Source organism: Chelativorans salis, from assembly GCF_025336525.1.
Taxonomy (GTDB): domain Bacteria; phylum Pseudomonadota; class Alphaproteobacteria; order Rhizobiales; family Rhizobiaceae; genus Chelativorans; species Chelativorans salis.
On sequence record NZ_JAOCZP010000004.1, the window covers coordinates 1 to 26518 of the forward strand.

Genomic DNA, 26518 nt, shown 5'->3' on the forward strand with positions numbered 1-26518 from the left:
AATGTGCTCGGCCCCGATGGCAAGACCACCGCCGATCCGGCCGAAGCGGTGTCGACCCTCGTGCGCGGGCTGGCGGAGGGCGTGCGCGAGGCGCGTCTTGCCGCCGCCGAATAATAAACGCATTTTTGCCGGACAAGGTGCTGTCCGGAACGGAAACGGAAAGGGCTAGCCCATGAACTGGATCACCAATTATGTGCGGCCGAAGATCAACTCCATGCTCGGCCGCCGCGATATGCCGGAAAACCTCTGGATCAAGGATCCTGAGACAGGCGAGATGGTCTTCCACAAGGACCTGGAAGAAAACCAGTGGGTGATCCCCTCCTCCGGCCACCACATGAAGATCACCGGGCGCGACCGGCTGAAGTTCTTCTTCGACGACGGCGTCTACGAGACGCTTGCGAACCCCAAGGCCCCGGTTGATCCACTGAAGTTCCGCGACGAACGTCGCTACGTCGACCGCCTGCGTGACGCCAAGGCCAAGACCAATCTTGAAGACGCGGTGCTGAACGCCGTGGGCCGCATCGAGGGCCAGGAGGTGTTGGCCACCGTGCAGGACTTCGCCTTCATCGGCGGTTCGCTGGGCATGGCGGCGGGCGAGGCCATCATCCACGGCTTCGAGACCGCTGTCGAGCGCCGGCTGCCGCTGGTACTGTTTGCCGCTTCCGGCGGTGCGCGCATGCAGGAGGGCATCTTCTCGCTGATGCAGCTGCCGCGGACGACGGTTGCCGTCGACCGGCTGAAGGAAGCAGGGCTTCCCTATATCGTGGTTCTCACCAACCCGACCACTGGCGGTGTGACCGCCTCCTATGCCATGCTGGGCGATATCCACATCGCTGAGCCGGGTGCCCTTATCGGCTTCGCGGGGCCGCGCGTGATCGCGCAGACGATCCGTGAAAAGCTGCCCGAGGGTTTCCAGCGCGCCGAATATCTGATGGACCACGGCATGGTGGACATGGTTGTCTCCAGGCTGGAGATGAAGGCCACGGTGGCGCGGCTCGTCAAGATCCTGCTCAAGACACACGAGGAAGCCGAAATCGTGCCCGCCGTGCTGCCGGCGCCGGCCGAAGCGGAGCTTGCCGAAGCGTCCGAGCAAGCCTGATCGTGCCATCCTGCCTCGCCTTTGAGGGCAACCCATGACCGTGGATACCGCCGAGCGCGCCATCGAGCGGCTGATGTCGCTCCATCCCAAGGGCTTCGACCTGGCGCTCGAGCGCATCGAGCGGCTGCTTCAACGGCTCGGCAACCCGCACCAGAAGCTGCCGCCGGTCATCCACATCGCCGGCACAAACGGCAAGGGGTCGGCGGCCGCCTTCTCACGCGCCCTTATCGAAGCCTCCGGCAAGACCGCCCACGTCCACACTTCCCCCCATTTGGTGAACTGGCACGAGCGCTACCGCCTCGCCGCTCCCGGCGGCGGGCGGCTGGTGGAGGATGCGGTTCTGACTGAGGCGGTGGAGCGGGTGGCGGATGCCAATTGCGGCGAGCAAATCACCGTCTTCGAAATCCTGACCGCGGTCATGTTCGTGCTCTTCTCCGAGCATCCGGCGAACGTGGCCATCGTCGAGGTGGGGCTCGGAGGCCGCTTCGATGCAACCAACGTCATCGCCCATCCCGCCGTCAGCCTCATCATGCCGGTCTCGCTCGACCACGAGGCCTATCTGGGCGACCGGGTGGAGCTGATTGCTGCGGAGAAGGCGGGCATCATCAAGGCAGGCTCGCCCGTCGTCGTCGGCCAGCAGGAGTGGGACGCGGGGCGTGAGGTGCTGGTGGAGACGGCGGAGCGGCTCGGCTGTCCGCTCAAGGTCTACGGTCAGGATTTCATCGCCGTGGAAGAGCATGGCCGTATGGTCTATCAGGACGAAGGTGGCCTTTTTGACCTGCCGCTGCCGCGTCTCGCCGGCCGCCACCAGCTTGCCAACGCGGCGGCTGCCATCGCGGCGGTCAAGGCCGCCGGCTTCCCCGTCAGCAACCGCACGGCCGAGCGCGCCATGACAACGGTCTCCTGGCCGGGGCGCCTGCAGAAGCTGCCCGAAGGCCGGCTTTCGGCGCTAGCACCGGAGGGCACGGAAATCTGGATCGACGGCGGGCACAACCCGGGCGCCGGAGCGGTTGTCGCAGAGGCCTTGGCGGAAGCGGAGGAGAAACGGCCGCGGCCGCTCTTCCTTATCGCCGGCATGCTCAACACGAAGGACCAGACCGGCTATTTCCGCGCCTTCGAGGGCATGGCGCGGCATGTCTACACGGTGCCTGTAAAAAGCAGCGACGCCGGCACACCCAACAATGAGCTCGCCGCCTATGCCAACACCGCCGGCCTCTCGGCGGAGCCGGTGAATTCGGTTTCCAATGCACTGAAGCTCTTGGCCGGGACGTGGGACGGCGAGGCGCCGCCACGTGTCCTTATCGGCGGCTCTATCTATCTCGTCGGCGAGGTACTGCGAGAGAACGGCACACCGCCGGATTGAGGAAGAGGTGGGGCCACTTCAAAGAAAAAGCCCGGCTTTTGCCGGGCTTTCGATTCTATTCGAACATCGCTTATGCGGCGTTACGCAACCGCGCCGCCAATCCATGCCGACAGCACGGTCTTCGGCGCAGCACCGACCTTCATGTCGGCCACTTCACCATTCTTGAACAGCATCAGCGTGGGAATGGATCGCACGCCATACTGCGCGGCCAGTTCGGGGTTCTCGTCGATGTTGAGCTTGGCGACCTTGATCTTGCCGCCCAGTTCGGTGGCAATCTCCTCGAGCGCGGGGGAGATCATCTTGCAGGGGCCGCACCATTCCGCCCAGAAATCCACCACGACAGGCTCGCTCGCCTGCAGCACGTCGGCCTGAAAATTGCTGTTGTCTACGGTGACGGTGGCCATCAGCCTCTCCTTGTCTCGGCAAGTCTCGCTCCGACATGTGGGGCCGGGCGGAGAAGGGTTCAAGCGTCCTTTTCTCACGCTCTCGTGAGTCGGGCAAGGGCGGCGGCCATGTCCTCATCGCTCAGGGGGAGAAGGCGCGGTACCTCGGTGAAAAGCAGGGCGGCGGAGATCCGACGGCCTGGATAAAGCGGTTTCAAGAGCTCCGCGTAAAGCGCGAGCTGCGCCACATAGGGCAGCGGTACTTCGGCAAGCGCGGCGGGTGCCGGACGGTTGGTCTTGTAGTCTATGATGAGCACCGCCTCCTCTGTCACCGCCAGGCGGTCGACCTTGCCGGCGACGGCGCGACGTGCTCCGCCGATGGTCAGTTCACCCATTACCGACACCTCGGCCCGCGATCCGGGGGCGAAAAGCGGTGCAAAGCCGGCGTCCTGCAGAATTGCCAGGACGGAGGCGAGGATGCCTTCCGCCTCCCCCTCGGGCCAGCCGGCACCGACACGCGCCAGATAGCGGCGGGCGGCGGGCTCGCGCTCGTCGGACGACAGGTCGGGCAAAACCTGCAGCAGGCGATGCACCGCGTTCCCCCGCTCCAGCGCAAGGCCCGGCCCTTCTGCGCCGTCGAGGACAGGCGAGCGCGCCGAGGGAGTCGCCTCGAAACCGCCGTCGATCAAGGCACCGGCACCCGATGGCGAAAGCGGGCGCGGCAACGTTGGCGGAGGCGGCAGCGGCTGCCGCAACTCCAGCGGCAGAGGCTCGACCGCCACCTCGCGCGTGGCGGCCGCCTCAACCGGCTCAGCCTCGGAGAGCGGTGTGACGCGGAAGCGCAGAACGGGCGAGCAATCCTTCGGGTCGTCCCGCTCCTCGGTCTCCGGCTGGCCGGCAAAGGCGTCGCCCACGAGCGTCTGCCAGGTAGTGGGCGCGGGGCGCGTTCCGTGATAGCCGCAGACGATCAATCGGTCCTCGGCCCGCGTCATGCCGACATAGAGCAGGCGGCGGTACTCTTCCTCCGCCTTTTCCCGCACTTCCGCCTCGAAACGGCGGGCAAGCGAATTGGAAAGGTCCTTGCCCTGGCGCCAGAGATAGCCCGTCAGCGGCCGGGGCCCCTGCATGGAGAAAGGCATGAGGGCCGGCAGGTGATTGTTGCTGACGGGCGCGCTGCCGGGGTCGACGAGAAAGACCACCGGCGCCTCCAACCCCTTGGCGGCGTGTACGGTCATGATACGAATTTCGTCGCGCGACTGGTCCATCTCGCGCTTGATCTCGGGCGCCGCGCCCTCCAGCGTCGCCAAGAGCGCCTCCAGGCCGACCAGGCCCGTCTTCTCGCCCGCCAGGCAGAAGGAAAGGAACTCGTCCAGGATATCGTGCGCCTCGTGCCCCAGCCGGGCGACGAAGCGGCTGCGGGCGCCTTCACGCTTCGGCGTGCCGGCGAGCACGCCGGCATAGAACTCGAAGACCGGCTTGAAGGCGGCTTGGGCCTGCCAGTCGACCAGCGTGTCGAGAATATCTTTCAGCGCCCCATCTGCCTCCGCCTGCTCCCGCAACACAGCGAACAGGGAGACGCGTTCCTTACGCGGCCAAGCGAGACGGAACAGGGCCTCCTCGTCGAGCCCGAAGAGCGGGCTCTTGAGCACCGCCGCCAGCGACAGGTCGTCGTGGGGTTGCAGGAGAAAACGACCGAGCGCCGTCAGGTCCTTGACGGCGATATGCGCCGTCAGGCGCAGGCGGTCGGCACCGGCCACGGAAATCCGGCGGTTCTTGAGGCTGCGCGACAGCGCGTGGACGAAACGGTCGCGCTTCCTGACCAGGACCATGATGTCGCCCGGCCTGAGGCGACGGCCCTGCCCCTCCAGGATCTCGCCGTCCTTCAGCCAGCGCTCGATCCTGCCGGCGATCACTTCCGCCAGCCGCGCGGCGGGGGCGGAGGCGTGGTCGACGGCCTGGGTCCAGTCGTCCGGCTCCTCCACGACCTCCGGACTCAGCGGCGACCAGACCTCCACATAACCCGGCGCGTTCTTGCGGACGGCCTCATGCTCGATCGGCTCGGGATCGCGGGTGAGGCCGCGGCGCGCCTCCTCGCGCGAAAACACCACGTCGACCGCGCGCAGCACGTCGTAGGTGGAGCGGAAGGAGCGCTTCAGCCGCACTTTCGCAAAGCGCCCGCCGCCCTGCGGAACGCGCTTGTCGAAGGCGGCGCCGCTCTCCGCGAAGGCGGCGGGCTCGGCGCCCTGGAAGGAGTAGATCGACTGCTTCTCGTCGCCGACGGCAAAGATGGTGCGTTCCACGCCCTTACGCGATCCTTCGCCGGCAAAGAACTCTTCGGCGAGTTGCCGCACGATCTGCCATTGCGGCGGGCTCGTGTCTTGCGCCTCATCGATCAGGATGTGGTCGATGCCGCGGTCGAGCTTGTACTGCACCCAGGGGCCGACGTCCGGACGGGCCAGGAGCCGCACTGTGCGCATGATGAGGTCGCTGAAATCGAGGAAACCGCGCGCCCGCTTCAGCCGCTCATAGCGGGAGATCAGCGCGTCGGCGATGGTGAGCGCGGCACTTGTCGCGTCCAACATGCGGTAGAGCCTCAGCCGGTCGGCGGCCTCCTGCAGAAACGTCGCCGCCTCCAGATAGCGCTGGTAGAGGCCGGGCAGGCGATCCTTCAGCGCCGCCTTGAAGGTGCTGTCTTCATAGGGGTCGCCGTCTGCCTTGAGGAAGCCCTCGGCCAACAGCTCCAGGCGGCGCACAGGAGCGACCTCTGCGAACCCCAACGAGGCGATGGGGACGATGTTTTTCAGTACCGTGCGCGCGTCCGTCTCCTCGGCGGCGGCGACGAAGCGGCCGAATTCCACCGGGTCGAAACCGGGCACGGGCCAGGCCGAGGCGGCAAGGCTCTCGGCGGCCTCGCCTTCAGCGAAACCGAACTCGGCAAGCAGCTCAGGCAGACAGGAGACGCCATCGGTTGTGGCATCGATGAAGAGGCGCAGCTCCTCGCGTTTCGCCACGATCTCAGCAAGCAGCCGCTGCAGGCCGCTCTCTCCACCGCGCTCCAGCACCTGCGCAAAGGCATTCGCCAGCGGGCCGTCGCCCTCGGCGGCGACAGCGGTCAGGAGGTCGCGCCGCGCCTCGGCGAACAACGCCTCTTCCATCTGCGCGTCGAGCAGCTCGAAATGGCCGGCGATGTTTGCCTCCAGCGGGAACTGGTGCAGGATCGCCTCGCAGAAGGCGTGGATGGTCTGGATCTTCAGCCCGCCGGGCGTTTCCAGCGCTCGGGCGAAGAGCTGCCGTGCGCGGCGCAGCTTTTCCTGCCCCGGCATGCCGCCCTCGAGGCGAGTGATCTCCTCGGCCAGTTTCTCGTCCGGCAGCAGGCTCCAGCCGGCGAGCTTTTCGAACACGCGGTTGGCCATGTTGGCGGCGGCGGCGCGTGTATAGGTGAGGCAGAGGACTTTCGCGGGGTCCGTGCCCTTCAGAAGCAGGCGGATGACGCGGCTTGCGAGCACATGCGTCTTGCCCGAACCGGCATGGGCCGACACCCAGGCCGAGAGCGCCGGGTCGGAGGCGAGCGCCTGGGTCCTCAGCGTGTCCTCGGGGATGCGGAGAGGCTTCTTCATTCGGCCTCTCCTTCGCCCGCATCACCCCCGGCCGACCACTCCAGGACACGCGCCAGATGATCGTAGTCGCCCTCCATATCGCCTTCCTTGAAGGGCAGGGCGCGGGAAAGATAGCCGGCTTCGGGAGAGTCGTAATAGGCGAGCAGCCGTTCGAGCCGCTGCCAGGCCTCTTCCGCCAGCGCCGTGCCGGTCTTCTCGCTACCCTGGACTTTCAGAATAGACTCCGGCTCCACCGTTCCGTTCGCCTTCAGCCGCACGTAGCACAGTTCGTCAGGGGCAGGGTTGCCCAGCCCCGTAAAGGCGCCGCGGCTCAATAGGGCGGCCTCCAGGGCGAGTTGCGGGGCGAGCAGGCGGTGTGCCTGCACCTTTGAGGGGTTGGCGCCGGTCTTATAATCGATGATATCGGCGCGGTTGCCGGAGCGGATATCGATGCGGTCGGCGCGGCCGGCAAGCAGCTTTCCGGTGGCGCCGACTTCGAGCGGCTCGGCGCGGATTTCGGCATGGCGGGCGACAATGCCCTCGGCGCGCCCGCGCTCCCAGACGATGACGTTGTGCGTTGTGCGTTCGAAGCGCGGCCACCACACGGCCTCGACATCGGCGGGAAGGCCGGCTTCGGCGAACAGCGCGCGGCCGGCCGCAAGCAGGTTGTCCAGCGCATCGGCTGCGCAGGGGTCGGCGCCCGACTGGATGAACGCCTGCAGGATGTCGTGGAACAGCGTGCCGCGCTCGGCGGCACCCGGATCGCGAATAAGTTGATCAAGGGGAAAAAGGCCGAGAATGCGCTTTGCGTAGACGGCATAAGGATCGCGGCGCAGCGTCTCGATTTCGGTGATGGAAAAGCGCTGCGGCCGTGCTTCGAGCGGCGGCTTTGGGCAGGGGCGTGGCGCGAAAGGCTCGTCCTCGCCGGTCTCCAGAGCGTGCGCCCAGTCGATAAAGCGGCGCCCGCGCGTTTTGATAGCCTCCGTCTCCGCAGGGCCGGCACAGGCCGCCAGCCGCTGTAGCCAGCGCGAGGCAACGGCAGGCGCATCGCCGGCGCGGGCGGAGCGGGACAGCACGACCTCGGGCGCACCCAGCGCCATCATGAAATCATGGGCGGCAAGGCCGATGCGCCGCTCCGGCGGCTCGAGCGAAAGCTCGGCCTTCATGAGGCGCGACATGAAGCGGTCGGAGGCGGGCACCTGCGGCCAGCCGCCCTCGTTGAGGCCGGCGAGCACCAGCCTGTCGACGCTCTGCAGGCGCGCCTCCAGCGTGCCCCAGATGGCGACGCGGTGGTCGGCGCCATGCGCCGGCTTCACCACCTGGCCGGCAATGAGCGCGGCGAAGACGTCCGGCCACTCTGCAAACTCCACCTCGAGCGCCGCCTGGCCGTCGACCAACTCGCGCAGGAACCGCGCCAACGCTTCGCCCGCCTCGCCACGATAGAGCGTGTGCAGGTTGCCGTCGGCATCGCGGGCCAGCGCCTCCAGTGCCTCGACAGAAGCGCGCGTCGCATCGGCAAGGCCGATGGAGCGGTCGACCCGCAACGCAATGAGTGGTGCCAGCGCCTTTTCGAGTGCCGCCAGAACCTCGCGCGTTTCATCCATGCTCCGCTTGGCCAGTCGGCCGAACCAGAACGGCTTGCGCGCCTCGGTGAGGGCCGCGTGACGCATGTCGAACAGGGTTGTGAGCGCAGCGACGTCCGGCCGCCCTGTGCCGCCGCGCAGCGCCACGAGCTCGATCAGTTCCGCTGCGCTGCGCACCTGTTGGCGCGGCAGGCCGAGTTGCAGGAGAGGATGTTTCAGGAGGCCGACGATCGCCACCGGCTCGCCGGGGCGGCAGACAGCCTCCAGCATGAGCCGCATCAGGGTGGCCGGCACACTGTCGGCAAGCGGACTGCCGCCCGAATCGTCGGCTTCGATGCCGAAGCGCCGCAGCTCTGCCGCCACCCGCCGCGCTAACGCCCGGTCGGGCGTGACCAGCGCAGCCGTCTTCCCTTCGCCGGCGGCGGCGTGGCGCAGCGCAACGGCAACGGCAAGCGCCTCCTCGCGCTCATTCGCCGCCTCGACCAAGCTGACGCCGGCCAGCGCGCCATCGGCAAGGGCCTGGTCGACGCTTTCTCGGTTACTCGCCCACGCCTCGGTCGTCTCTGCCGGCCGCAACGCCTCGCTCACCAGCCGGCGCCGCGCGGCGAGCGCGGGCGGCGGTGCGGCAAGCTCGGCTACGTCTGTGCGCGCAATGCCGATGCCCCCGACCAGCTTCTTCAGGCCGAATTGCGGGTGGCCACAGGCAGCCGGCTCCTCGCTGGCACCCACCGCCTCCCAAGACGCCTCGTCGAGATCACGATCGAGACCGGGCAGGATGACGGCGCCGTTGTCGAGGCGGGCGATGGTGGCGAGCAGCCGGGCCGTGGCGGGAATGGAGCCGGTGGAACCGGCGGCGATCACCGGGCCACGGCCGGACTCGCGCTTCAGCCGCGCCGCCTCAGCCGCCAGCATGGCGTTGCGGTGGGCGGCAGGATTCGAGCGGTCGCGCTCGGCCAGCAGATTCGGCCAGGCAGCGGTGACAATCTCCAAGAAATCGAGGGTGACCTGCCACCAGCCGGCTAGCTCGTCGGGCACCAGAGCGGCAAGCTTCGTCCAGTCCGCCTCCTCGGTCTCGATCTCGTCCATCAGGGCGGCAAGCTCGCGGGCGAGCCACAGGCTGTCGCTCAGCGAGGCCGGTACGACCACCCCTTCCTCGAAGAGTGCCGCGACATGCGCCGGCACGCGCGCCTTCCATGCCCGCACCAACGGGGAAAGCAGCAGGATGCGCTCGAGCGAGCCGATGGGCGGCGCATGGTCAAGGGCGTCCGCCCCGCCCTCGCCCTCCAGATCGGCAAGATCGGCCTCGAATTCACCCAGGGGGCGGATGACGGGCAGGATAGCGGAGCTGCCGCCAAGCCGCTCGACCAGAACGCTTCTCAGTTCCCGCGCCGCGCGGCGGGTGGGCAGATAGATGGTTGCCTCGGCGAGCGCCAGCGGATCGCCGTCGTAGCGAAAGCCCGGCACCAGCCGGCCCTCCAGCAGCGCCTCGGCAAGTGCCGGTAGGAAGCGCACGCCGGGCGGGATGGAGAAGACGCGCGGGCTGATATGCGCCGTTGTCACGGGGCAGCGCCGAGCCGCCGCAGCGCCGCCTCGGCGGGAGCGATCGCCCCGGGCGTGCCGACGGTGATCCAATGGCCATCAAGCGGCAGGCCGAAGAATCGCCCTGAAGCAGCGGCCTGGTCGAACTGCCTGTTGAGGGAATGCGGGCCGGCGGGGACGCCGGCGAACAGGCGCGGATGGACGATGAAGACGCCGGCATAGATGAAGCCGTCCTCCCGGTCGCCCGCGCGCTTTAGCCGCCCTTCCCCATCCATGATGAAGTCCACCTTGCCCGTGTGCCCCGTGGCGGACGCCGGGTCCGCCAGCAGCATGAGTATATCCATGCGGGCAGCGTCCCATGCAAGCGCAAGGCGCTCGAGGTTCGGCTCGTCCCGGTCGACCCAGAAGGTGTCCGCGTTGAGGACGAGGAAGGGGTCAGTGCCCAGAAGGGGAAGCGCCTTGACGACGCCGCCGCCCGAATCGAGGAGCAGGTTCCGCTCATCTGAAATCGTCACGCGCGGTGCCGCGCGCCGGCCCAGATGGGCGGCCATCAATTCGGGCAGGTAGTGAATGTTCACCACCACCTCGGGCACCCCGGCCCGCTGCAGCGCGTCGAGACCCCAGTCGATCAGCGGCTTTCCGGCGATGGGCACCAGCGGCTTCGGCATTGTCTCCGTCAACGGCCGCATGCGCGTGCCGAGGCCTGCAGCGAGCACCATGGCCTTGTGCGGCATCACCCCGCTCAATGGACGACTTCCCGCTTTTCCGCGAGGGCGCCGGTCCATTCCGCCATCACGTCCTCATCGGCCTCTTCCGCCTGCGCCCGCTGCGCCAGCGCCGCAAAAACCTGCGGGTCCATAAGCCGCGAAAGCGCCCAGACGGCCATCCCGCGCACCAGCGGTGACTCGTCACCGAGAAGCCGTGTGCATACCGGCACGAGAGCCGCATCGCCGGAATTGCCGGCGGCGATCAGCACATTGCGGATGAAGCGGTCGCGGCCGATACGCTTGATCGGCGATCTGGAGAAGAAGGCGCGGAAGGCGGCATCGTCCAGCTCCAACAGGTCGCCAAGCCGCGGCGCCCTCAAGTCGTCGCGCGCCTTCAGCTTGGCCTCGGAGGCAGCCTGCGCGAACTTGTTCCACGGGCAGACGGCCAGGCAGTCGTCGCAGCCATAAATGCGGTTGCCCATCTTCTCGCGGAATTCGCGTGGGATCTGTCCCTTGTGCTCGATGGTGAGGTAGGAGATGCAGCGCCGCGCGTCGAGCTGATAGGGCGCGGGGAAGGCATCCGTCGGGCAGATGTCGAGGCAGGCGCGGCAGGAGCCGCAATGGTCGGTCTCCGGCGCGTCAGGCGGAATCTCGGCCGTCGTGAAGATGGAGCCGAGGAAGAGCCAGGAGCCGAGCTCGCGGCTTACCAGGTTGGTGTGCTTGCCCTGCCAGCCGAGGCCTGCCGCCTCGGCGAGCGGCTTTTCCATCACCGGGGCGGTGTCAACGAACACCTTCACGTCCGCATGGCATCTGGCCGCGAGCTTGCCGGCGATCTGCTTCAGCCGTCCCTTGATCACGTCGTGATAGTCGCGGTTCTGCGCATAGACGGAGATCGCCGCCCTGTCCTTGCGTTTCAGAAGCGGCAGCGGGTCTTCCTCCGGGCCGTAGTTCATGCCCAGCATGATGACGGAGCGCACCTGCGGCCACAGTGTGCGCGGGCGCGCGCGGCGTATGGCCGTCTCCTCCATCCAGCGCATATCGCCGTGGCGGCCCTCGCGCAGGAAATGCGCCAGTCGTGCGGGGGCCATGGGTGTGGCGTCGGGTGCCGTCACCGCCACCACGTCGAACCCGACCGCACGCGCCTCCTTCTCGATGAACGCGCGCAGCCGTTCTGGCTGGGCTCGCGCCGCGCCCATCAGAAATCCAGATCCGCGTAGAGGGAGGCGGGTGAAAGCCCGCGCACGCGGTCGCTCAGAAGGGACCGGAAGGAGGGGCGCGACTTCATGCGGCTGTACCAGTCGCGCGCCGCCGGATACTCGGCCCATTCGATCTCGCCCAGATAGTCGAGAACCGACAGCGAAGCGGCCGCCGCCACGTCCGCATAGGAAAGGCGCGGGCCGGCCAGCCAGTCGCGCGTGGCGGCCAGATAGTTGGTGTATTTCAGGTGCTGGCGCACATTCGCCCGCGCCGCGCGGATGGCGGCGGAATCGGGTGCCCCGCCACCCTCGCCCCCCATCAGCGGCTTCAGCGCCCGCTCGCGCACCAGATGCCGTGTCACGTCACCATCGGTCTTGACCAGATACCAATCGACGAGGCGGCGGATTTCCGCTCGGGCGATCGAATCCTCGGCCATCAGCCGTTTCTCGCGCTTATAGGCGCCGCGCGTCTCGTCAAGATACTCGCCGATCACCGTCGCGCCGACGATGACGTGGTCGCCTTCCGCCAGGAGCACGGGGATCGTCCCGGCCGGATTGAGCGACAAAAATTCCTTGCGCCGCGCCCAGGGACGCTCCTCGATCAGGGCTATTTCCTCGCCGTATTCGCCGAAAGTCAGGCGGACAAAACGGCAGGAGGCATAGAGCGGATGGTGAAACAGGGTCAGCATGTGTGCACGTGGTACATGAATGCTCTGGTCATTTCGTGGCCGCGACGGTATTCCTCAGGCGGTCTGATTCCCGAGTTCTCCGCCGAGCTATACGGGCAGACGCCGGGCCTGACAAGCAAACCCACCAAGGAGAAAGCGTGCCGGACCAGACCATCGCGGAAGCCCTCCTGCTCGGCGTTCTGGAGGGGTTGACCGAGTTCATTCCCGTCTCTTCCACGGGGCACATTCTGTTGGCAGGCCATTTCCTCGGCTTCGAGTCGACCGGCAAGGCGTTCGAGATCCTCATCCAGCTCGGCGCTATCCTGGCGATCCTGAGCGTTTATGCCGCGCGCCTGTGGAAAATGGCCTTGGAGTTACCGCACGACAAGGCGACCCGGCGCTTCATGCTCGGCATTCTGCTTGCCTTCCTGCCCGCCGCCATCATCGGCGTGCTCGCCTACACTGTCATCAAGACTGTGCTCTTCGAAACGCCGCGGCTGATCTGCATCATGCTCATCTTGGGCGGCATCGTGCTTCTTTGGGTCGACCGCTGGGTCAAGGCGCCGCGCTACGACGATATCACCCGTTTCCCGCTGCCTATGTATTTCAAGATAGGCCTGTTCCAGTGCCTGTCCATGATTCCCGGCACCTCGCGCTCCGGCGCGACGATCGTCGGCGGGCTCATCCTGGGCGCCGACAAGCGCGCGGCGGCGGAATTTTCCTTCTTCCTTGCCATGCCCACCATGGCAGGTGCCTTTGCCTACGATCTTTATAGGAACTACAGCCTGCTTACCGCCGCCGACGTGGAAATCATCGCCGTCGGCTTCATCGCCGCCTTCATCGCCGGCGTGGTCGTGGTGCGGTCGCTGCTCGGCTTCGTTTCCAGGCGCGGCTATTCACTGTTCGGCTGGTGGCGGATCCTCGTCGGGGTGCTGGGGCTCGCTGCGCTTTTCCTGCTGGGATAAGGGGTCTCCCGCTCTCAAGCGGCTTGCAGGAACATGGCTTCTTGCAGGGCGGCGGTAAATGTGATTTTTTTACTCCACTATAAATGGTGGGGCAAGATCTGGCCGCCGCACCCAGAAACCTGCTCCGGAGGATTTTTCGATGAAGCTGACGATTGCCTTTGCCGCGGTCGGCGTTGCCGTCTCGGGCGCCCATGCCGCCGAGCCCTCAGCCGTTCTGACCACCTATGCCGACATTGCGCTCGCCGGTTACGAGGATAGCCTGGAGACGGCGCGCTCCCTGCAAGGTGAGGTGGATGCACTGATTGCCGATCCTTCCGAGGAGACGTTGGCTGCCGCCCGCGAGGCCTGGCTTGCTTCCCGCGTGCCCTATCAGCAGACGGAGGCCTACCGCTTCGGCAACGCCATCGTCGACGATTGGGAAGGCCGGGTGAATGCCTGGCCGCTGGACGAGGGGCTGATCGATTATGTCGACGCCAGCTACGGCACCGAGTCCGACGAAAACAGCTTCTACACGGTCAACGTCATCGCTAGCGACGAGGTAAGCGCCGGCGGCGAGACTGTGGTCGCTTCTAAGATCATGCCCGACCTCATCCAGTCCCTGCACGAACTGGGCGGCGTCGAGGCCAATGTCGCCACGGGCTATCACGCCATCGAGTTCCTCTTGTGGGGGCAGGACCTGAACGGCACCGGACCCGGCGCTGGCGACCGGCCCTATACGGATTTCGCCCCGGAGAACTGCACCGGCGGCAACTGCGAGCGCCGCGCGCGATATCTCAAGGCGGCGGCGGACCTGCTGGTTGCTGACCTGGAAGAGATGGTAGGCAACTGGCAGGATGGTGGCGAGGCGCGCGCAGCGCTTAGCGAAGGCGGCCCGGAGACCGGGCTGACGGCCATGCTGACCGGCCTCGGCTCGCTCTCCTACGGTGAGCTTGCCGGCGAGCGCATGAAGCTCGGGCTGCTCTTGAACGATCCGGAGGAGGAGCACGACTGCTTCTCCGACAACACCCACAACAGCCATTATTACGACGTCCTGGGCATCAACAACGTCTATTTCGGCCGTTACGAGCGAACTGGCGGCGAGAAGGTCGAAGGGCCGAGCATGGCGGAATTGGTGCGCGAGGCGGACCCGGCCCTTGCCGACGAGATGGAGGCCAAGCTCGCCGCCACGCTCGAAGCGGCCGAGGCGCTTAAAGATCGCGCCGAGACGGTCGAAGCCTACGATCAGATGATCGGCGAGGGCAATGCCGAGGGGAATGCCGCCGTGCAGGTGCTTATCGACGGCCTTGTCGACCAGACCCGCTCCATCGAGCGCGTCATCGCGGCGCTTGATCTTTCCGGCGTGACGATCGAAGGCTCCGACAGCCTGGACGATCCCAGCGCCGTCTTCCAGTAGGAATGGAGAGCCGTCGCGCGAGGCGTGTGACGGCCTTTTCTCCCGCGCCGGTGTGATGCGTTTGTCTTTTCGCTTATACTTTTCCCTGGCGGCGGCGGGCTTGCTCGCCGCCTTTGCCGTTCAGGCGCGCGCACCCGCGCCGCGGGACGATCTGAGCGAGGCCGACCGGGCGCGGGTCGAAAAGGTCGTCCGTCCGGCGACGACCTTCGAGAAGGCCGAGCCCTTCGAGCGTATGCAGGCCGGGGCGGCCACCTCCACAAAGCGCATCAACGCCGACGCCTTCTCCCACCCCTCGGCCAATCTGAAGTTCGAGGGGGAGCAGCGATTCCTGCTTGGCAACGGGCTGTTCCGCAAAGAATGGGTGTCAGCGCCGTCTTCCACCCAGGCCTCCGACGGCCTCGGCCCGTTGTTCAACGCGCGGGCCTGCCAGTCCTGCCACATTAAGGATGGACGCGGCCATGCGCCCGCGCATGCCGAGGATTCCGCCGTTTCGCTGCTGGTGCGCCTTTCCGTGCCGCCAAGCGAAGAGCAGGAAGAGGCCATCCGCGCCGGCCGTCTTTCCGGCGCCCCGGAGCCCGTCTACGGCGGCCAGCTCCAGGACTTTGCCGTGGCGGGCCTACCGGTCGAAGGCCGCGTGCGCATTTACTACGAGGAAATCCCCGTGGAGCTCAACGGCGGCGAGACGGTGAAGCTGCGCAAGCCCACGATTGCCGTCGATAACCCCGGCTACGGCCCGCTCCACCCAGACACCATGCTGTCGGCGCGCGTCGCCCCGCCGATGATCGGCCTCGGCCTCTTGGAGGCTATCGGCGAGGGCGACATCCTCTCTCGCGCGGACCCCGAGGATGCGGACGGCGACGGCATCTCCGGCCGCGCCCGCCAAGTGCGCGACGAGACGGCCGAATGGCGCCTTGGCCGCTTCGGCTGGAAAGGCAATGCGGCGAGTGTGAGGCAGCAGACGGCGGACGCCTTCTCCGGCGACATGGGCCTTTCCACGCCGCTGGTGCCGGACCATTGGGGCGAGTGCACGGCGGCGCAAAAGCCCTGCCGCAGATTGCCCCACGGTGCCCAGCCGCGCCTTGGCGACCAGGAGGTGCCGGCGGAGCTTCTGGATCTCGTGGCCTTTTATTCGCAAAACCTCGCTGTTCCCGCCCGCCGGGACGTGGAGGACGCCCGAGTGCTGGCCGGGAAAAAGGTCTTCTACGAGACCGGCTGCGTCGGCTGCCACACGCCGAAATACGTTACGCGGCGCGATGCGGCGGTGCCGGCGCTCGCCTTCCAGCTTATCTGGCCCTATACTGATCTTCTCCTGCACGACATGGGCGAAGGCCTCGCCGACAACCGGCCGGAAGGAACTGCCACCGGCTACGAGTGGCGCACGCCGGCGCTTTGGGGCATCGGCCTTGCCAAGACCGTCAGCGGCGAGGCAGGGTTCCTGCACGACGGTCGCGCCCGCACGCTTCTGGAAGCCGTGTTGTGGCACGGCGGCGAGGCCGAGGCGATGCGCCAGAAGGTGGTTGAGATGAAAAAATCGGACCGCGACAACCTCATCCGTTTCCTGGAGTCGCTGTGATGCTGAGGAACGCGCTTTTTTGCCTTGCCCTTGCCTGCGGATTGCCAGCGCACGCGCAGGATGCGGCGGAATCCATTCCGCCCGACATCGGCCAGCGCGTGGCGGAGCGCTACGTCGTGCCGAGCGTTGTTGCCTTTTCCGGTGTAACGGGGCGCCTCGTGGGCAAGACGGGGGAGCTTTGCGCAGCGCCCGGCGACGACGCCCTGGAAGAGGCGCGTGCCACCTTTGCCGATACAGTGCGGGCATGGGGGCCTGTCTCCATCCTGCGCTTCGGCCCGCTGGTCGAAGAAAGCCGCTTCGAGCACCTATTCTTCTGGCCCGATGTGCGCGGCGTCACCCTTCGTCAAGTGCAGGGCGTGCTGGCGAAGGAGGACGAGAGTGCGGCCACCCCTGCGAGCCTGAAGGAGAAGAGCGTGGCCCTGCAGGGACTGCCAGCGCTGGAGTTCGTGCTTTTCGGTTCCGGCTCCGAAGAGCTTGCGGGTGCCGAAGGCGCCTATCGCTGCCGCTACAGTGCGGCCATCGCCGCAAACTTGGCCGCCCGCGCAGCGGAGCTCGCGCAAGCCTGGGCGCCGGACGCCCCGTTCCATTCTCAGTTCACGCAGCCTTCCGCCGACAACGCGCTCTACCGCTCACCGGGCGAGGTGGCCGGCGAGACCATCAAGGCGCTGACAACGGGGCTGCAGTTTGCCCGCAACGCCGAGCTTCTGCCTGCGCTCGGCGCAAATCCGGACAAAGCCAACGGCAAACGCGCGCCGCTCTGGCGCTCAAACCTGACGTTCGACCTGGTTGGCACGCAGATCGAGGGCGTGATGGGACTGGTCGACGCGGCAGAGTTCAGGTCGCATCTCGATGAGGCGGACGGCGCCATCGTCAACTCCATGCTCTTCGATCTCAAGCACGCTCTGAAGGCGCTGGAGGAGGTGGAGGCGCCGGCCGAAACGGCCTTCACCGACGCCGAGGACCGCGCGCGCGTCTCCTACGTCGGTGTGGCGCTCGAAGGCGCCGAGCGCACGATAAGCGAGCAGCTTTCGGCTGCCATCGGACTGACGATGGGTTTCAATGCGCTCGACGGTGATTGACCGCAGAACGTTTCTCATCCTTGCCGGCGGGGCCGCGCTTGCGCCTGCGTGGGCGGAGGTCGCCGAGGAGGCGCTCTTCCTCGGAGCCAGGCTCAATAACGGCCGCTTCGAGGCGGCCATCATCGACGAAAAGGGCCGTGACCGGCTGGTGCTGCCGCTCGAGGCCCGTGGCCACTCCTTCGCCATCGACCAGCCGCGCCGCCGCGCCGTGGCCTTCGCCCGCTCGCCCGGGCGCTTCGCCGTCGCTTTCGATGTAGACGGCAGGAACGAGCCCATTGCGATCGCCGCCGCCCCCGATCGCCGTTTCCACGGCCACGGCGTCTTTACCCGCGACGGCAGGCTGATGCTCGCCACCGAGAACGATTTCGAAGCGGGGCGTGGTGTTGTCGGCATCTACGACGCGACGGACGGCTTCCGCCGCCTCGGTGAGTTTCCAAGCGACGGCATCGGCCCGCACGAGACCTTGCTTCTGCACGACGGCCGCACCGTCTGCGTTGCCAATGGCGGCATCCTCACCCATCCCGACTACGGCCGCGCCAAGCTCAACCTCGCCACTATGGCGCCCAGCCTCGCCTATATCGACGCTGCTTCCGGCGAGGTGGTGGAGAAGGCGGCTCTGGCGCCGGAGCTCAACCGGCTCTCCATCCGCCACATGGCGCTGGACGCAGCCGGTCATGTCTGGTTCGGCTGCCAGTACGAGGGCGCGGCCTCGGAGCGCCCGCCCCTGGTGGGCCGCCACAGGCGCGGCCGCGAAATTGAGCTTTTTCCCGGCCCCCAGGGGGTGTTGCACAGCATGCAAAACTATGTCGGCTCCGTCGCGGTGGACACCTCGGGCATGGTTCTCGCCACCTCCAGCCCACGCGGCGGCCTCATTGCCTTCTGGGATACCGAAACCGGCCAGTACCTGGGCCGGCAGTCGCTCGCCGACGGATGCGGCGTCGCCCCCATCGCGCGTGGGAGAGTGCTTGCCACCAGCGGGCGCGGGGCGGTGGTGAGTGCGAGTCCGAAGGGGGAAAGGGGCCTCGTTGAGGCGGGGGCCGAGGCCCCCGCGTGGGATAATCATCTGCGCCGGATATAAGCGGTTGGGCGCTGTGTGCCGACGCACGGTGAATCAATCCGGCCGCCGATACCCCGTCGGCATCCCGTAAAGCGGCTCGATCCGCCGTATCGCTTCGCTAAGCGGTTCGCGCGATACCGTCATCGTATGGCCGTTGGCGTGAATGACATGCTCGCCATCGGTCATGATTGCCACGTGCCCGCGCCAGAAGACGAGGTCGCCGCGCTTCAACCCATTCTCCGGATCGAGCGCTGTGCCGATGCCCTTCGCCTGCATGTCCGTGTCGCGTGGTACGTTCCGCCCGGCCATCAGCATGGGAAGCTGTACCAGCCCGGAGCAGTCAATGCCGAGGCCGCTCGTGCCGCCCCACAGATAGGGCGTATGCAGGAACTGTTCCACTACCGAAACGAAATCCTCGATATATTGATCGATGGGGCGCAGGTGCCGTGCGATCATCGCCTCGCCCGAAGTGAGGAGTGCATAGCGCGTGCCTCGCTTCTCCACCTCGCCGGTGATCGCCAGCCGCGCCCCCATGCTGTGGACGGTCGTCATCGGCGCCTTCAGCTCCGGCTCGGGATAGACGAAGCTGCGCGGCACGTGGACCACATGGGTCGGCGCAGCGAGCGGCCGGCCGACCGCCGCCTCGTCCGCATACCCTACATAGCCATCGCGTGCCGCCTGCACCCAGGCCCAGCCATCCTCCCGCTCGAACACCTGGATTGCCTCTCCATGAAGAAGCTGCGTGTCGATCCCGGCGCCCGCGTCCGGCGCCGAATGAAGATCTGCCACGGGCGCGGCAATCACGGCCGGCTGTCCGGCGACGAAGCGTTCCGCCGCCACGCGCCCCATCAGCCGCTCGTCGGCGAGGTCGGGCCGGTAGGCATTGAGGCGGTGGTCGAGGGTCGTCATATTGGAAGCTCCGCCGCGTTGGCGACCACCACGTCACCGAAGCGCTCGACGAACAATGCACCTTCCACCGTACGCCGGATAAGCACGTTGCGCCGGTCGCGCTGGTCGCGGTGGCGCGCGAGAAGCTTCATCGCGCCCATGGTATCGAGCGCCCGCGTAATCACCGGTTTCGTCACCTTCAGCTTCTCCGCCAGCCCGCGCACCGTGTGCGGGGGCGGATCGAGATAAACAGTGAGCAGGATCGCCATCTGCCGCTCCGTCAGGTCCGGCATGTCACCGCGCACCTCAGCAAGGCATACCTGTTGCCAGAGTCTCAGCGCCTGAAGGGGCCGCAGAGCGACCATGGAACCCTCTGCAATCGTTTCGGTACCGTATCATTACGCCGATTGCCGGTATTCGCAATGGGTCAGGCGCCGTAGCGCTCCGTCAGCACCCGTTCGATAGCACGGATTCCCTGTGCCTCACCACCCACCGGCGCGGCAGGCTTCTCGCTCGGGTTCCAGCCGTAGATGTCGAAATGCGCCCAAGCGGAAGCCTTTTCGACAAAGCGCTCGAGGAAAAGTGCCGCTGTGATCGAGCCAGCAAAGCCGTCGGAGGTGACGTTGTTCGTGTCGGCCACCTTGGAGCGCAGCTTATCCTTGTAGGGCTGCCACAGCGGCATGCGCCAAAGGGGGTCGACGACCATCTCCGCTGCCTCCGAAAGCCTGGCCGCCAGCGCTTCGTTATGAGTATAGAAGGGCGGTAGGTCTGGGCCGAGCGCGACGCGGGCCGCTCCGGTCAGCGTCGCCATGTCGATCACGAGTTCTGGCGCCTCTTCGTCCGCCAAGGCGAGCGCGTCGGCCAGCACCAACCGGCCCTCGGCGTCGGTGTTGCCTACCTCCACCGTTATGCCTTTACGGCTCGTCAGGATGTCGCCGGGGCGGAAGGCGTTGCCAGCAATAGCGTTTTCCACCGCCGGGATCAGAACGCGCAAGCGCACCGGCAGCTTGGCCGCCATGATCATGGAGGCGAGCCCCAGCACATTCGCCGCACCGCCCATATCCTTCTTCATGAGCAGCATGCCGTTGGCCGGCTTGATGTCGAGCCCGCCGGTGTCGAAACACACACCCTTACCTACCAGCGTTACCTTGGGTGCGCTTTCGGCCCCCCAGCGCATGTCGATAAGACGCGGTGCCTGCGCACCGGCGCGGCCGACGGCGTGGATCATCGGCAGGTTCTCCGAAAGAAGCGCCTCGCCCGCCGTCACTCGTATCTCCACCCCGTGCTTCTCAGCCAGCCTTCGCGCGGCCTCTTCCAGCGCTTCCGGTCCCATGTCGTTCGCCGGCGTGTTGATCAGATCGCGGGCAAGGAAGGTACCTTCCGCCTGCCGTTCAACGGCGGCGAGGTCGGCCCCCTCCGGCGCGGCGAAACTGATCTCCGGCGTCGGCTTCTTGCCGTAGCGGGTGAAGGCATAGCTGCCGAGCTTAAGCGCGAGGGAAGCCAAATTCGGGTCCTTCGGCGGTGCGGCGAAATGCCAGGCACCCTTCGGCAGGGCGCGCGCCAGCCTGCCGAGGCCAAAGGTGGCATTGCCGACACCGAAGAAGGCACCTCCAAGCGCCCCGTCGTCCCCCGGGATGGTGAGCATTGCCCCCTCCGCGCCCTGAAAGCCGTTCGCCCGCGCCCAGACGCAGGCCGCGGCGCTTGCCCCCGTCTCTTCCAGCGCATCCCCGGATGTCAGATAGACGGGAAGAGAGGCGGTGTCTTTGCGGGCGGTCAGGGTGAGCGGCATGGCGGTTCTTTCCTTGGCGATTAACGCTCCGTTAGGGTTAACAGAATACTTCTCGGCGAGGGAAGTAAATTGGCGTAGGGGGCGCGCATGTTCACCCACAGCTCGGTTCGCCGAAGATCGCGCGGCGGCAGACTTGCCGTCACCATGGCGACGCTGCTTTTGGCAGCCGCAGTCGCCGGTTGCGCCGGCCACAACCGCAAGGTCGGCGGCATGACCACCGGCTCCATCGCCGGCGGCGACCGGTCTGTCGTGGCATCGATGTCCGGCCCCGAACTCGAAAACGCCGCCGCCAGTCTCGGCAGGACCTACACCCAAAACCCCAAGGATAAGCCGGTCGCGCTGCAATACGCCAGCATCCTGCAGATGAGTGGGCGCACCGACCAGTCGCTCGCCGTCATGCGCAAGCTGGCGATCGCCTATCCGAAGGACCGCGAGGTGCTGGCCGCCTACGGCAAGGCGCTCGCCGCCGCCGGCGAGTTGGAGCCGGCGCTGGATGCCGTCCGCCGCGCACAAACGCCGGAATATCCCGATTGGCGCCTGCTGTCGGCCGAAGGGGCGATCCTTGACCAGCTCGGGGAACCCGACCAGGCCCGTGCGCTCTATCACCGCGCGCTGGATATCGAACCCGGCGAGCCGTCCGTTCTCTCCAACCTCGGCATGTCCTACTTGCTCGCAGGCGACCTGAAGACTGCCGAGACGCATATGCGCCAAGCCGCCGCCGCGCCCGGCGCCGACAGCCGCGTGCGCCAGAACCTGGCCCTCGTTATCGGCCTGCAAGGCCGCTTCACTGAGGCCGAAAAGATCGCCCGCCAGGAGCTTTCGCCCCAGCAGGCCGAAGCCAACGTCACCTATCTGCGCTCGATGCTCGCCCAGAGCGACAGCTGGACGCAGATCGCCAGGGAGGACGGTGCAGGCTGACGGAGGCATCCCTGCGATATGCGCACGGCTGTGGAAAGCCCGCAGATGCGGGCTTGAGCCTTTGAACCGCCCCACGGCGGCTGCTATTTCATAGGCTCCATGACCTTTCATGCTGACCTGCACGTCCATTCGAAATATTCCCGCGCCACCAGTCGGAATCTCGATCTCGAGCATCTTGCCTGGTGGGCGGCGCGCAAGGGAGTTGGTGTAGTCGGCACCGGCGACTGCGTGCATCCGGCCTGGCTTTCCGAGATCAAGGACATGCTCGTGCCCGATGGCGGGCTTTTCCGCCTGCGGCCCGAGATCGACGCGGAGATCGAAAAGACCCTGCCGCCCGCCTGCCGCAAGCCCGTCCGCTTCATGCTGTCGACGGAAATCTCGACCATCTATAAGAAGGGCGAGAAGACTCGGAAAATCCACCACCTGATCTACGCACCCGATCTGGAAGCCGTCACCGGCTGGCGGCGAACCTTGGGCGGATCGGCAATATTGCCTCCGACGGGCGGCCGATCCTCGGGCTCGATTCGCGCGACCTTCTGGAGATCGCGCTGGAATCGGGGCCGCATTCCTATCTCGTGCCGGCGCATATCTGGACGCCGTGGTTCGCCGCCCTCGGCTCGCAGTCGGGCTTCGATTCAATCGAGGAATGCTACGGCGACCTCGCCCATCACATTTTCGCAGTGGAGACCGGGCTTTCCTCCGACCCGGAGATGAACTGGCGCGTCTCGTTCCTCGACCGCTACAGGCTGACGTCCAACTCCGATGCGCATTCGCCGGGCAAGCTCGGCCGCGAGGCGACGCGCTTTTCCTGCGAGGCGGACTATTTCGCCATCCGCCGGGCGCTGGAGACGGGCGAGGGGTATGAAGGCACGGTGGCGTTTTTCCCGGAGGAAGGAAATACCACATGGACGGGCATCGCGCCTGCGGCGTGCGGCTCGACCCGAAAGAGACGCTGGCGCTCAACGGGCGCTGCCCGGTCTGTGGCAACCGGGTGACAGTGGGCGTGGCGCACCGCGTGGAGAAGCTGGCCGACCACGGCGAGGCCGTGCGACCGGCAACGGCCGGAGAGGTGGCGAGTCTCCCGGGCGACAGCGGCGCTGGGCCGGAGCTTTTCGCGCTTGCTGAGGTGCCGGTGGAGGATATCGGACGTGCCGATTCGCTGCTCGGGGAGGCGGTGGCGCGGCTGCGGGCGTGCGCGGTGATCCGTCAGGCCGGCTATGACGGGGAATACGGCGTGATCCGGCTGTTCGAGGAAAGCGAACTCGACCGTTTCACCAAGGGCGACCTTCTTTTCGACGCGCCGGTGCGTCGCCGCAAACGGGCACCTAAGCCGCAGGCAGAGCAATCAGCGCCGGTAGAGGCGCCTTCGCAGCCAGCGCCCTCGGTGCCGGCGCCTTCCGCACGCCAAGGGGTACTGGCCACCCTCGACGCCGATCAGGCTGCCGCGGCAGCGATGATCGAAGGACCGCTGACGGTCATCGGCGGACCCGGCTCGGGCAAGACACGCATGCTGACCCGCCGCATCGCCCATCTGGTGCTGGAATGCGGCGTGCCGGCCGCCTCCTGCCTTGCCATCACCTTCACGCGCAAGGCGACGGAAGAGTTGCGGGCGCGGCTTGCCGCTCTGCTGCCGGGCGTGGCGAAGGATGCGGCGGTGCACAGTTTCCATTCGCTGGGTCTTGCCATCCTGCGCACCCATGGGACGGAGCTCGGCCTTGGCACCGATTTCCGCATTGCCGATGAAAAGGAACGGACGGCAGCACTCGTCGCGGCGCTGCAAATCAGCGAAAGCCGCGCCACACGGCTCGTCAAGGCGGTCTCCGTGATGAAGCGGACGGGCGCCATCGACGAGGGCGAGGAAGGGGGAGCTCGCGCCGTGCTCGACCGGCTGGGGCGGGAGGGAAACTGGGTCGATTTCGACGATCTGGTGGCGCTTTCGGTGGCACTTCTGGAGGAGCGCGCGGAGATCGCCGCGCTCTGGCGGGAGCGCTTTACACATATCCTGGCCGACGAGTTCCAGGACGTGGACGAGCAGCAGTATCGCCTCTTACAGCTTCTTGCCGGGCCTGGCGGCAATCTCTGCGTGATCGGCGATCCCAACCAGGCGATCTACGGATTCCGCGGCGCAGACGCCACGTGCTTTGCACGCTTTGCCGGCGACTTCCCCGACGCCCGTACGGCACGGCTCAAGCACAATTACCGCTCCACCGGCACCATTGTCACCGCCGCCACCCAGCTTATGGACGAAGCGCCGGACGGTATGACACGGCCGATGGAGGCGCCAATCGTGGTGCGCACGGCTGCGGACGAGGAGGCCGAAGCGGCCTTTGTCGCCGCGACGATCGAGGCGTTTTTGGGCGGGCACGACATGCTTGCCGCGCACGGTGGCAAGCCGGATCGGCAGGGCGACACGCCGCTCAGCTTCGCCGATTTCGCCGTACTTTGCCGCACCGACGCACAGTCGGCGGCCTTCCGCGAGGCCTTCGACCGCGCCGGCATCCCGTTCAAGAAGAGTTCACCCGCGCCGATCGCCGGGCATGCGGGCCTCGGGGCGATGCTTCGTGCGCTGGAACGGCAGAGCGACGCGGAGGCTGGCCGGGATTTGCCGGGGCGTCTTGCCGCGGCCGCGGAAGCTGCGAGGCGAGAGGAGGATGCGGACGCTGCGGCGCTCGCCGAGGCGCGAGGGTGGCTCACAACGCTCGCCACCTCCGAGTCGGTAGGTGGCGATGTGGCGCTGCTCGCCGAACAGATAGCACTTTCCACCGAAGCCGACTTCCGCGATGCCCGTGCCGACCGTGTCTCGCTGCTCACCATGCACGCTGCCAAGGGGCTGGAGTTTCCGGTGGTCTTTGTCGTCGGGATGGAGGACGGGCTGGTGCCGTTCTCCTGGGCACCGAGCGCCGAACAGGACGTGCACTCGCGCGCCGAGGAGCGGCGCCTGTTCTACGTCGCCATGACGCGGGCCATGGACTGGCTGTTCCTTACGCGCACTGCCGAGCGGTTCTGGCGCGGCGCCGTGCGCTCGCTACCGCCTTCGCCTTTCCTGGGCGACATTGCGGATACGTTGACGGCGAGCCATACTGCGGCGAAGCGAAAGCCGCGGGCGCGGCAGCTCAGTCTGTTCTGAACCTCAACAAGCCTCAAAAAAGCCGCAAGGCGATAGCCAGAAGTGCCAGGGCGATCACCCACAGCGCCAGGCGGCCGGACCGAGTGTGCTTTGCTTCGGCGCGGCCGATGGCCTCGGCGGTCTCCGCATCGAAGCGCAGGCCGTTCTCGGCCATCGTTTCGATCTCGCGCGACAGGCGCTCGGTGCGGGCGGCCAGTTCCGGCGCCTGGCGGGCCAGCGCCGTAAGCGCTGTGAGGCCGTCGCGGGCGTCGGTGATGAGGCCGCGTGGGCCGAGATTGGCGGCGATCCAGCTCGACACCACGGGCTCCGAGGCCTTCCACATGTTGAAATGTGGATCGAGCGTGCGCGCCACGCCCTCGACCACCACCATGGTCTTCTGCAGAAGCAGGAGTTCCGGCCGCGTCTGCATGTCGAAGAGCTCGGTCACCTCGAACAAGAGGGTCAGCAGACGTGCCATCGAGATGGTCTCGGCCGGCTGGCCGTGGATCGGCTCGCCGATGGCACGCAGCGCTTGGGCGAAGGCGGAGATGTTGTGGTGAGAAGGAACATAACCGGCTTCGAAATGCACTTCCGCCACGCGGCGGAAGTCGCGCGTGATAAATCCGTAGAGGATCTCGGCCAGGAAGCGGCGCTCCTTGCGGCGAATGCGGCCCATGATGCCGAAGTCGACTGCGACGATGGTGCCGTCCGCCTCCACAAACAGGTTTCCGGGGTGCATGTCGGCGTGGAAGAAGCCATCGCGCAGCGTGTGCCGCAGGAACGACTGGATGAGGGTGACGGCGAGCCCTTCCAGGTCGTGTCCGGCAACGCGCAGCGCTTCGATGTTGGACATCTTGATGCCGTCGATCCACTCCAGCGTCAGCACGTCGCGGCCGGTGCGCCGCCAGTCCACCCATGGCACGCGGAAGCCGGGGTCTTCCTTTGCGAATTCGTGCATCTCGGAGATGGCGGCGGCCTCCAGCCTCAGGTCCATCTCGATCTTGGTGGTCTGGGCAAGCGTCTCCGTCACCTCCACCGGGCGCAGGCGGCGGGCGGCGGCGATGTAGCGCTCCTGCAGGCGCGCGGCCAGGAAGTAGCTTTCCAGGTCATTGTAGAAGCGGCGGCGCACGCCCGGCCGGATGATCTTGACGGCGACCGGCTGCATCTCGCCTTCGCGCATGATCTTTGCCTGATGCACCTGGGCGATGGAGGCGGCCGCCACCGGAGCGCCGAAATCCGTGTAGAGCGCCTCCACGGTGGCACCAAGCGAGGCCTCGATGGCCGCCCGCGCCTGCACCTCGGGAAAGGTCTCCATGCGGTCCTGGAGGCGCGCCAGGTCGAAGGCCATGTCGTGGCCGACCACGTCGGGCCGCGTGGCGAGGAACTGCCCGAGCTTCACATAGGAGGGGCCGAGGCGGTCGACAGCGATCGCCAGGCGCTCGGGACGGTCGCGCTGCCCAGCGCGGCGGCGCGAAACCAGCTTGGCCACCCGCCAGCCGAGGCGCGGCATGCCTTCAAGCTGATCGCCCGGAAGGGCAGCCACCACGCCCTCGCGCAGGAGAATCCAGCCCGCGCGGACAAGGCGGAGATATGCGCCCACTGTGCTCATGTGCGTG

21 protein-coding genes and 1 pseudogene are annotated in these 26518 nt (G+C 66.9%); 11 read left to right on the forward strand and 11 right to left on the reverse strand.

What is annotated here, in order from left to right:
* The 3 genes and pseudogenes from trpA to N5A92_RS13665 all read left to right on the forward strand — a co-directional run.
* Nucleotides 1-114 (forward strand): annotated as a pseudogene (gene trpA, locus N5A92_RS13655) (tryptophan synthase subunit alpha); the annotation flags it as partial.
* A 58-nt stretch (nt 115-172) separates the two neighbouring features.
* Nucleotides 173-1099: an acetyl-CoA carboxylase, carboxyltransferase subunit beta gene (gene accD, locus N5A92_RS13660; RefSeq protein WP_260903636.1), complete on the forward strand. Its 927-nt coding sequence runs from the start codon at nt 173-175 to the stop codon at nt 1097-1099.
* A gap of 34 nt (nt 1100-1133) precedes the next feature.
* The gene (locus N5A92_RS13665) at nt 1134-2462 is read left to right on the forward strand and encodes a bifunctional folylpolyglutamate synthase/dihydrofolate synthase (RefSeq protein ID WP_260903639.1); all 1329 of its coding nucleotides are present in this window, start codon (nt 1134-1136) and stop codon (nt 2460-2462) included.
* An 80-nt stretch (nt 2463-2542) separates the two neighbouring features.
* Here N5A92_RS13665 and trxA read toward each other — a convergent pair whose 3' ends face one another.
* From trxA to N5A92_RS13695, 6 genes are all read right to left on the reverse strand, one after another.
* The gene (gene trxA, locus N5A92_RS13670; RefSeq protein ID WP_260903640.1) at nt 2543-2866 is read right to left on the reverse strand and encodes a thioredoxin; all 324 of its coding nucleotides are present in this window, start codon (nt 2864-2866) and stop codon (nt 2543-2545) included.
* A 74-nt stretch (nt 2867-2940) separates the two neighbouring features.
* Entirely contained in the window at nt 2941-6462 is a 3522-nt protein-coding gene (gene addA / locus N5A92_RS13675; RefSeq protein ID WP_260903643.1) for a double-strand break repair helicase AddA, read from the reverse strand.
* Nucleotides 6459-9584 carry a double-strand break repair protein AddB gene (gene addB, locus N5A92_RS13680; protein WP_260903645.1) on the reverse strand — a complete coding sequence of 1042 codons (3126 nt, stop codon included), beginning with the start codon at nt 9582-9584 and terminating at the stop codon, nt 6459-6461. Before addB ends, addA begins: the two co-directional genes overlap by 4 nt.
* On the reverse strand, nt 9581-10297 hold the full coding sequence (locus N5A92_RS13685) for a nucleotidyltransferase family protein (RefSeq protein ID WP_260904677.1): 717 nt from the start codon (nt 10295-10297) through the stop codon (nt 9581-9583). Before N5A92_RS13685 ends, addB begins: the two co-directional genes overlap by 4 nt.
* Before the next feature lie 8 nt (nt 10298-10305).
* The gene (queG, locus tag N5A92_RS13690; RefSeq protein ID WP_260903646.1) at nt 10306-11466 is read right to left on the reverse strand and encodes a tRNA epoxyqueuosine(34) reductase QueG; all 1161 of its coding nucleotides are present in this window, start codon (nt 11464-11466) and stop codon (nt 10306-10308) included.
* Nucleotides 11466-12155, reverse strand: coding sequence for a glutathione S-transferase family protein (locus tag N5A92_RS13695; protein WP_260903647.1), 690 nt, complete (start codon nt 12153-12155; stop codon nt 11466-11468). The genes queG and N5A92_RS13695 overlap by 1 nt, the downstream gene beginning before the upstream one ends.
* Before the next feature lie 137 nt (nt 12156-12292).
* On the opposite strand from N5A92_RS13695, the gene N5A92_RS13700 reads away from it, so the two are divergent.
* The 5 genes from N5A92_RS13700 to N5A92_RS13720 all read left to right on the forward strand — a co-directional run bounded on the left by N5A92_RS13700 (nt 12293) and on the right by N5A92_RS13720 (nt 18222).
* Nucleotides 12293-13099 (forward strand): undecaprenyl-diphosphate phosphatase, encoded by an 807-nt coding sequence (locus N5A92_RS13700; RefSeq protein ID WP_260903649.1) that lies wholly within the window; start codon nt 12293-12295, stop codon nt 13097-13099.
* A gap of 139 nt (nt 13100-13238) precedes the next feature.
* On the forward strand, nt 13239-14492 hold the full coding sequence (locus tag N5A92_RS13705) for an imelysin family protein (RefSeq protein ID WP_260903651.1): 1254 nt from the start codon (nt 13239-13241) through the stop codon (nt 14490-14492).
* Nucleotides 14493-14547: 55 nt separating this feature from the next.
* Entirely contained in the window at nt 14548-16065 is a 1518-nt protein-coding gene (locus N5A92_RS13710) for a di-heme oxidoreductase family protein (protein WP_425248579.1), read from the forward strand.
* Nucleotides 16065-17144 (forward strand): imelysin family protein, encoded by a 1080-nt coding sequence (locus N5A92_RS13715; protein ID WP_260903653.1) that lies wholly within the window; start codon nt 16065-16067, stop codon nt 17142-17144. Before N5A92_RS13710 ends, N5A92_RS13715 begins: the two co-directional genes overlap by 1 nt.
* Nucleotides 17125-18222, forward strand: a complete 1098-nt coding sequence (locus N5A92_RS13720; protein WP_260903655.1) for a DUF1513 domain-containing protein — start codon at nt 17125-17127, stop codon at nt 18220-18222. The genes N5A92_RS13715 and N5A92_RS13720 overlap by 20 nt, the downstream gene beginning before the upstream one ends.
* Nucleotides 18223-18255: 33 nt before the next feature.
* On the opposite strand, the gene N5A92_RS13725 is transcribed toward N5A92_RS13720, so the two are convergent.
* The 3 genes from N5A92_RS13725 to N5A92_RS13735 form a co-directional block, all read right to left on the reverse strand.
* Nucleotides 18256-19110, reverse strand: a complete 855-nt coding sequence (locus N5A92_RS13725) for a C40 family peptidase (protein WP_260903656.1) — start codon at nt 19108-19110, stop codon at nt 18256-18258.
* A complete protein-coding gene (locus N5A92_RS13730) occupies nt 19107-19454 on the reverse strand; it encodes a MarR family transcriptional regulator (protein WP_260903665.1) in 348 nt (115 codons plus the stop codon). The genes N5A92_RS13725 and N5A92_RS13730 overlap by 4 nt, the downstream gene beginning before the upstream one ends.
* 62 nt (nt 19455-19516) lie before the next feature.
* Nucleotides 19517-20878, reverse strand: a complete 1362-nt coding sequence (locus N5A92_RS13735; protein ID WP_260903667.1) for a leucyl aminopeptidase family protein — start codon at nt 20876-20878, stop codon at nt 19517-19519.
* Nucleotides 20879-20965: 87 nt separating this feature from the next.
* On the opposite strand from N5A92_RS13735, the gene N5A92_RS13740 reads away from it, so the two are divergent.
* The gene (locus N5A92_RS13740; RefSeq protein WP_260903669.1) at nt 20966-21796 is read left to right on the forward strand and encodes a tetratricopeptide repeat protein; all 831 of its coding nucleotides are present in this window, start codon (nt 20966-20968) and stop codon (nt 21794-21796) included.
* Between the two features lie 428 nt (nt 21797-22224).
* On the opposite strand, the gene N5A92_RS13745 is transcribed toward N5A92_RS13740, so the two are convergent.
* On the reverse strand, nt 22225-22362 hold the full coding sequence (locus N5A92_RS13745; RefSeq protein WP_260903670.1) for a hypothetical protein: 138 nt from the start codon (nt 22360-22362) through the stop codon (nt 22225-22227).
* Nucleotides 22363-22371: 9 nt separating this feature from the next.
* Here N5A92_RS13745 and N5A92_RS13750 point away from each other — a divergent pair, with 9 nt between their 5' ends.
* Both N5A92_RS13750 and N5A92_RS13755 read left to right on the forward strand, forming a co-directional pair.
* Nucleotides 22372-22791 carry an endonuclease Q family protein gene (locus N5A92_RS13750; RefSeq protein ID WP_260903671.1) on the forward strand — a complete coding sequence of 140 codons (420 nt, stop codon included), beginning with the start codon at nt 22372-22374 and terminating at the stop codon, nt 22789-22791.
* Nucleotides 22701-24923, forward strand: a complete 2223-nt coding sequence (locus N5A92_RS13755) for a UvrD-helicase domain-containing protein (RefSeq protein ID WP_260903672.1) — start codon at nt 22701-22703, stop codon at nt 24921-24923. Before N5A92_RS13750 ends, N5A92_RS13755 begins: the two co-directional genes overlap by 91 nt.
* 13 nt (nt 24924-24936) lie before the next feature.
* Here the strand turns inward: N5A92_RS13755 and ubiB are convergent, their stop codons facing one another.
* The gene (ubiB, locus tag N5A92_RS13760) at nt 24937-26511 is read right to left on the reverse strand and encodes a 2-polyprenylphenol 6-hydroxylase (protein WP_260903678.1); all 1575 of its coding nucleotides are present in this window, start codon (nt 26509-26511) and stop codon (nt 24937-24939) included.
* Between the last annotated feature and the right edge of the window lie 7 nt (nt 26512-26518).

Bases quoted from the DNA above. Each gene is read 5' to 3' on its own strand.
- accD (WP_260903636.1), top strand. From the start codon at position 173: ATGAACTGGATCACCAATTATGTGCGGCCGAAGATCAACTCCATGCTC.
- N5A92_RS13665 (WP_260903639.1), top strand. From the start codon at position 1,134: ATGACCGTGGATACCGCCGAGCGCGCCATCGAGCGGCTGATGTCGCTC.
- trxA (WP_260903640.1), bottom strand. From the start codon at position 2,866: ATGGCCACCGTCACCGTAGACAACAGCAATTTTCAGGCCGACGTGCTG.
- addA (WP_260903643.1), bottom strand. From the start codon at position 6,462: ATGAAGAAGCCTCTCCGCATCCCCGAGGACACGCTGAGGACCCAGGCG.
- N5A92_RS13685 (WP_260904677.1), bottom strand. From the start codon at position 10,297: ATGCCGCACAAGGCCATGGTGCTCGCTGCAGGCCTCGGCACGCGCATG.
- queG (WP_260903646.1), bottom strand. From the start codon at position 11,466: ATGGGCGCGGCGCGAGCCCAGCCAGAACGGCTGCGCGCGTTCATCGAG.
- N5A92_RS13695 (WP_260903647.1), bottom strand. From the start codon at position 12,155: ATGCTGACCCTGTTTCACCATCCGCTCTATGCCTCCTGCCGTTTTGTC.
- N5A92_RS13705 (WP_260903651.1), top strand. From the start codon at position 13,239: ATGAAGCTGACGATTGCCTTTGCCGCGGTCGGCGTTGCCGTCTCGGGC.
- N5A92_RS13710 (WP_425248579.1), top strand. From the start codon at position 14,548: ATGCGTTTGTCTTTTCGCTTATACTTTTCCCTGGCGGCGGCGGGCTTG.
- N5A92_RS13715 (WP_260903653.1), top strand. From the start codon at position 16,065: ATGCTGAGGAACGCGCTTTTTTGCCTTGCCCTTGCCTGCGGATTGCCA.
- N5A92_RS13720 (WP_260903655.1), top strand. From the start codon at position 17,125: ATGCGCTCGACGGTGATTGACCGCAGAACGTTTCTCATCCTTGCCGGC.
- N5A92_RS13725 (WP_260903656.1), bottom strand. From the start codon at position 19,110: ATGACGACCCTCGACCACCGCCTCAATGCCTACCGGCCCGACCTCGCC.
- N5A92_RS13730 (WP_260903665.1), bottom strand. From the start codon at position 19,454: ATGGTCGCTCTGCGGCCCCTTCAGGCGCTGAGACTCTGGCAACAGGTA.
- N5A92_RS13735 (WP_260903667.1), bottom strand. From the start codon at position 20,878: ATGCCGCTCACCCTGACCGCCCGCAAAGACACCGCCTCTCTTCCCGTC.
- N5A92_RS13740 (WP_260903669.1), top strand. From the start codon at position 20,966: ATGTTCACCCACAGCTCGGTTCGCCGAAGATCGCGCGGCGGCAGACTT.
- N5A92_RS13745 (WP_260903670.1), bottom strand. From the start codon at position 22,362: ATGCGGCCCCGATTCCAGCGCGATCTCCAGAAGGTCGCGCGAATCGAG.
- N5A92_RS13755 (WP_260903672.1), top strand. From the start codon at position 22,701: ATGGACGGGCATCGCGCCTGCGGCGTGCGGCTCGACCCGAAAGAGACG.
- ubiB (WP_260903678.1), bottom strand. From the start codon at position 26,511: ATGAGCACAGTGGGCGCATATCTCCGCCTTGTCCGCGCGGGCTGGATT.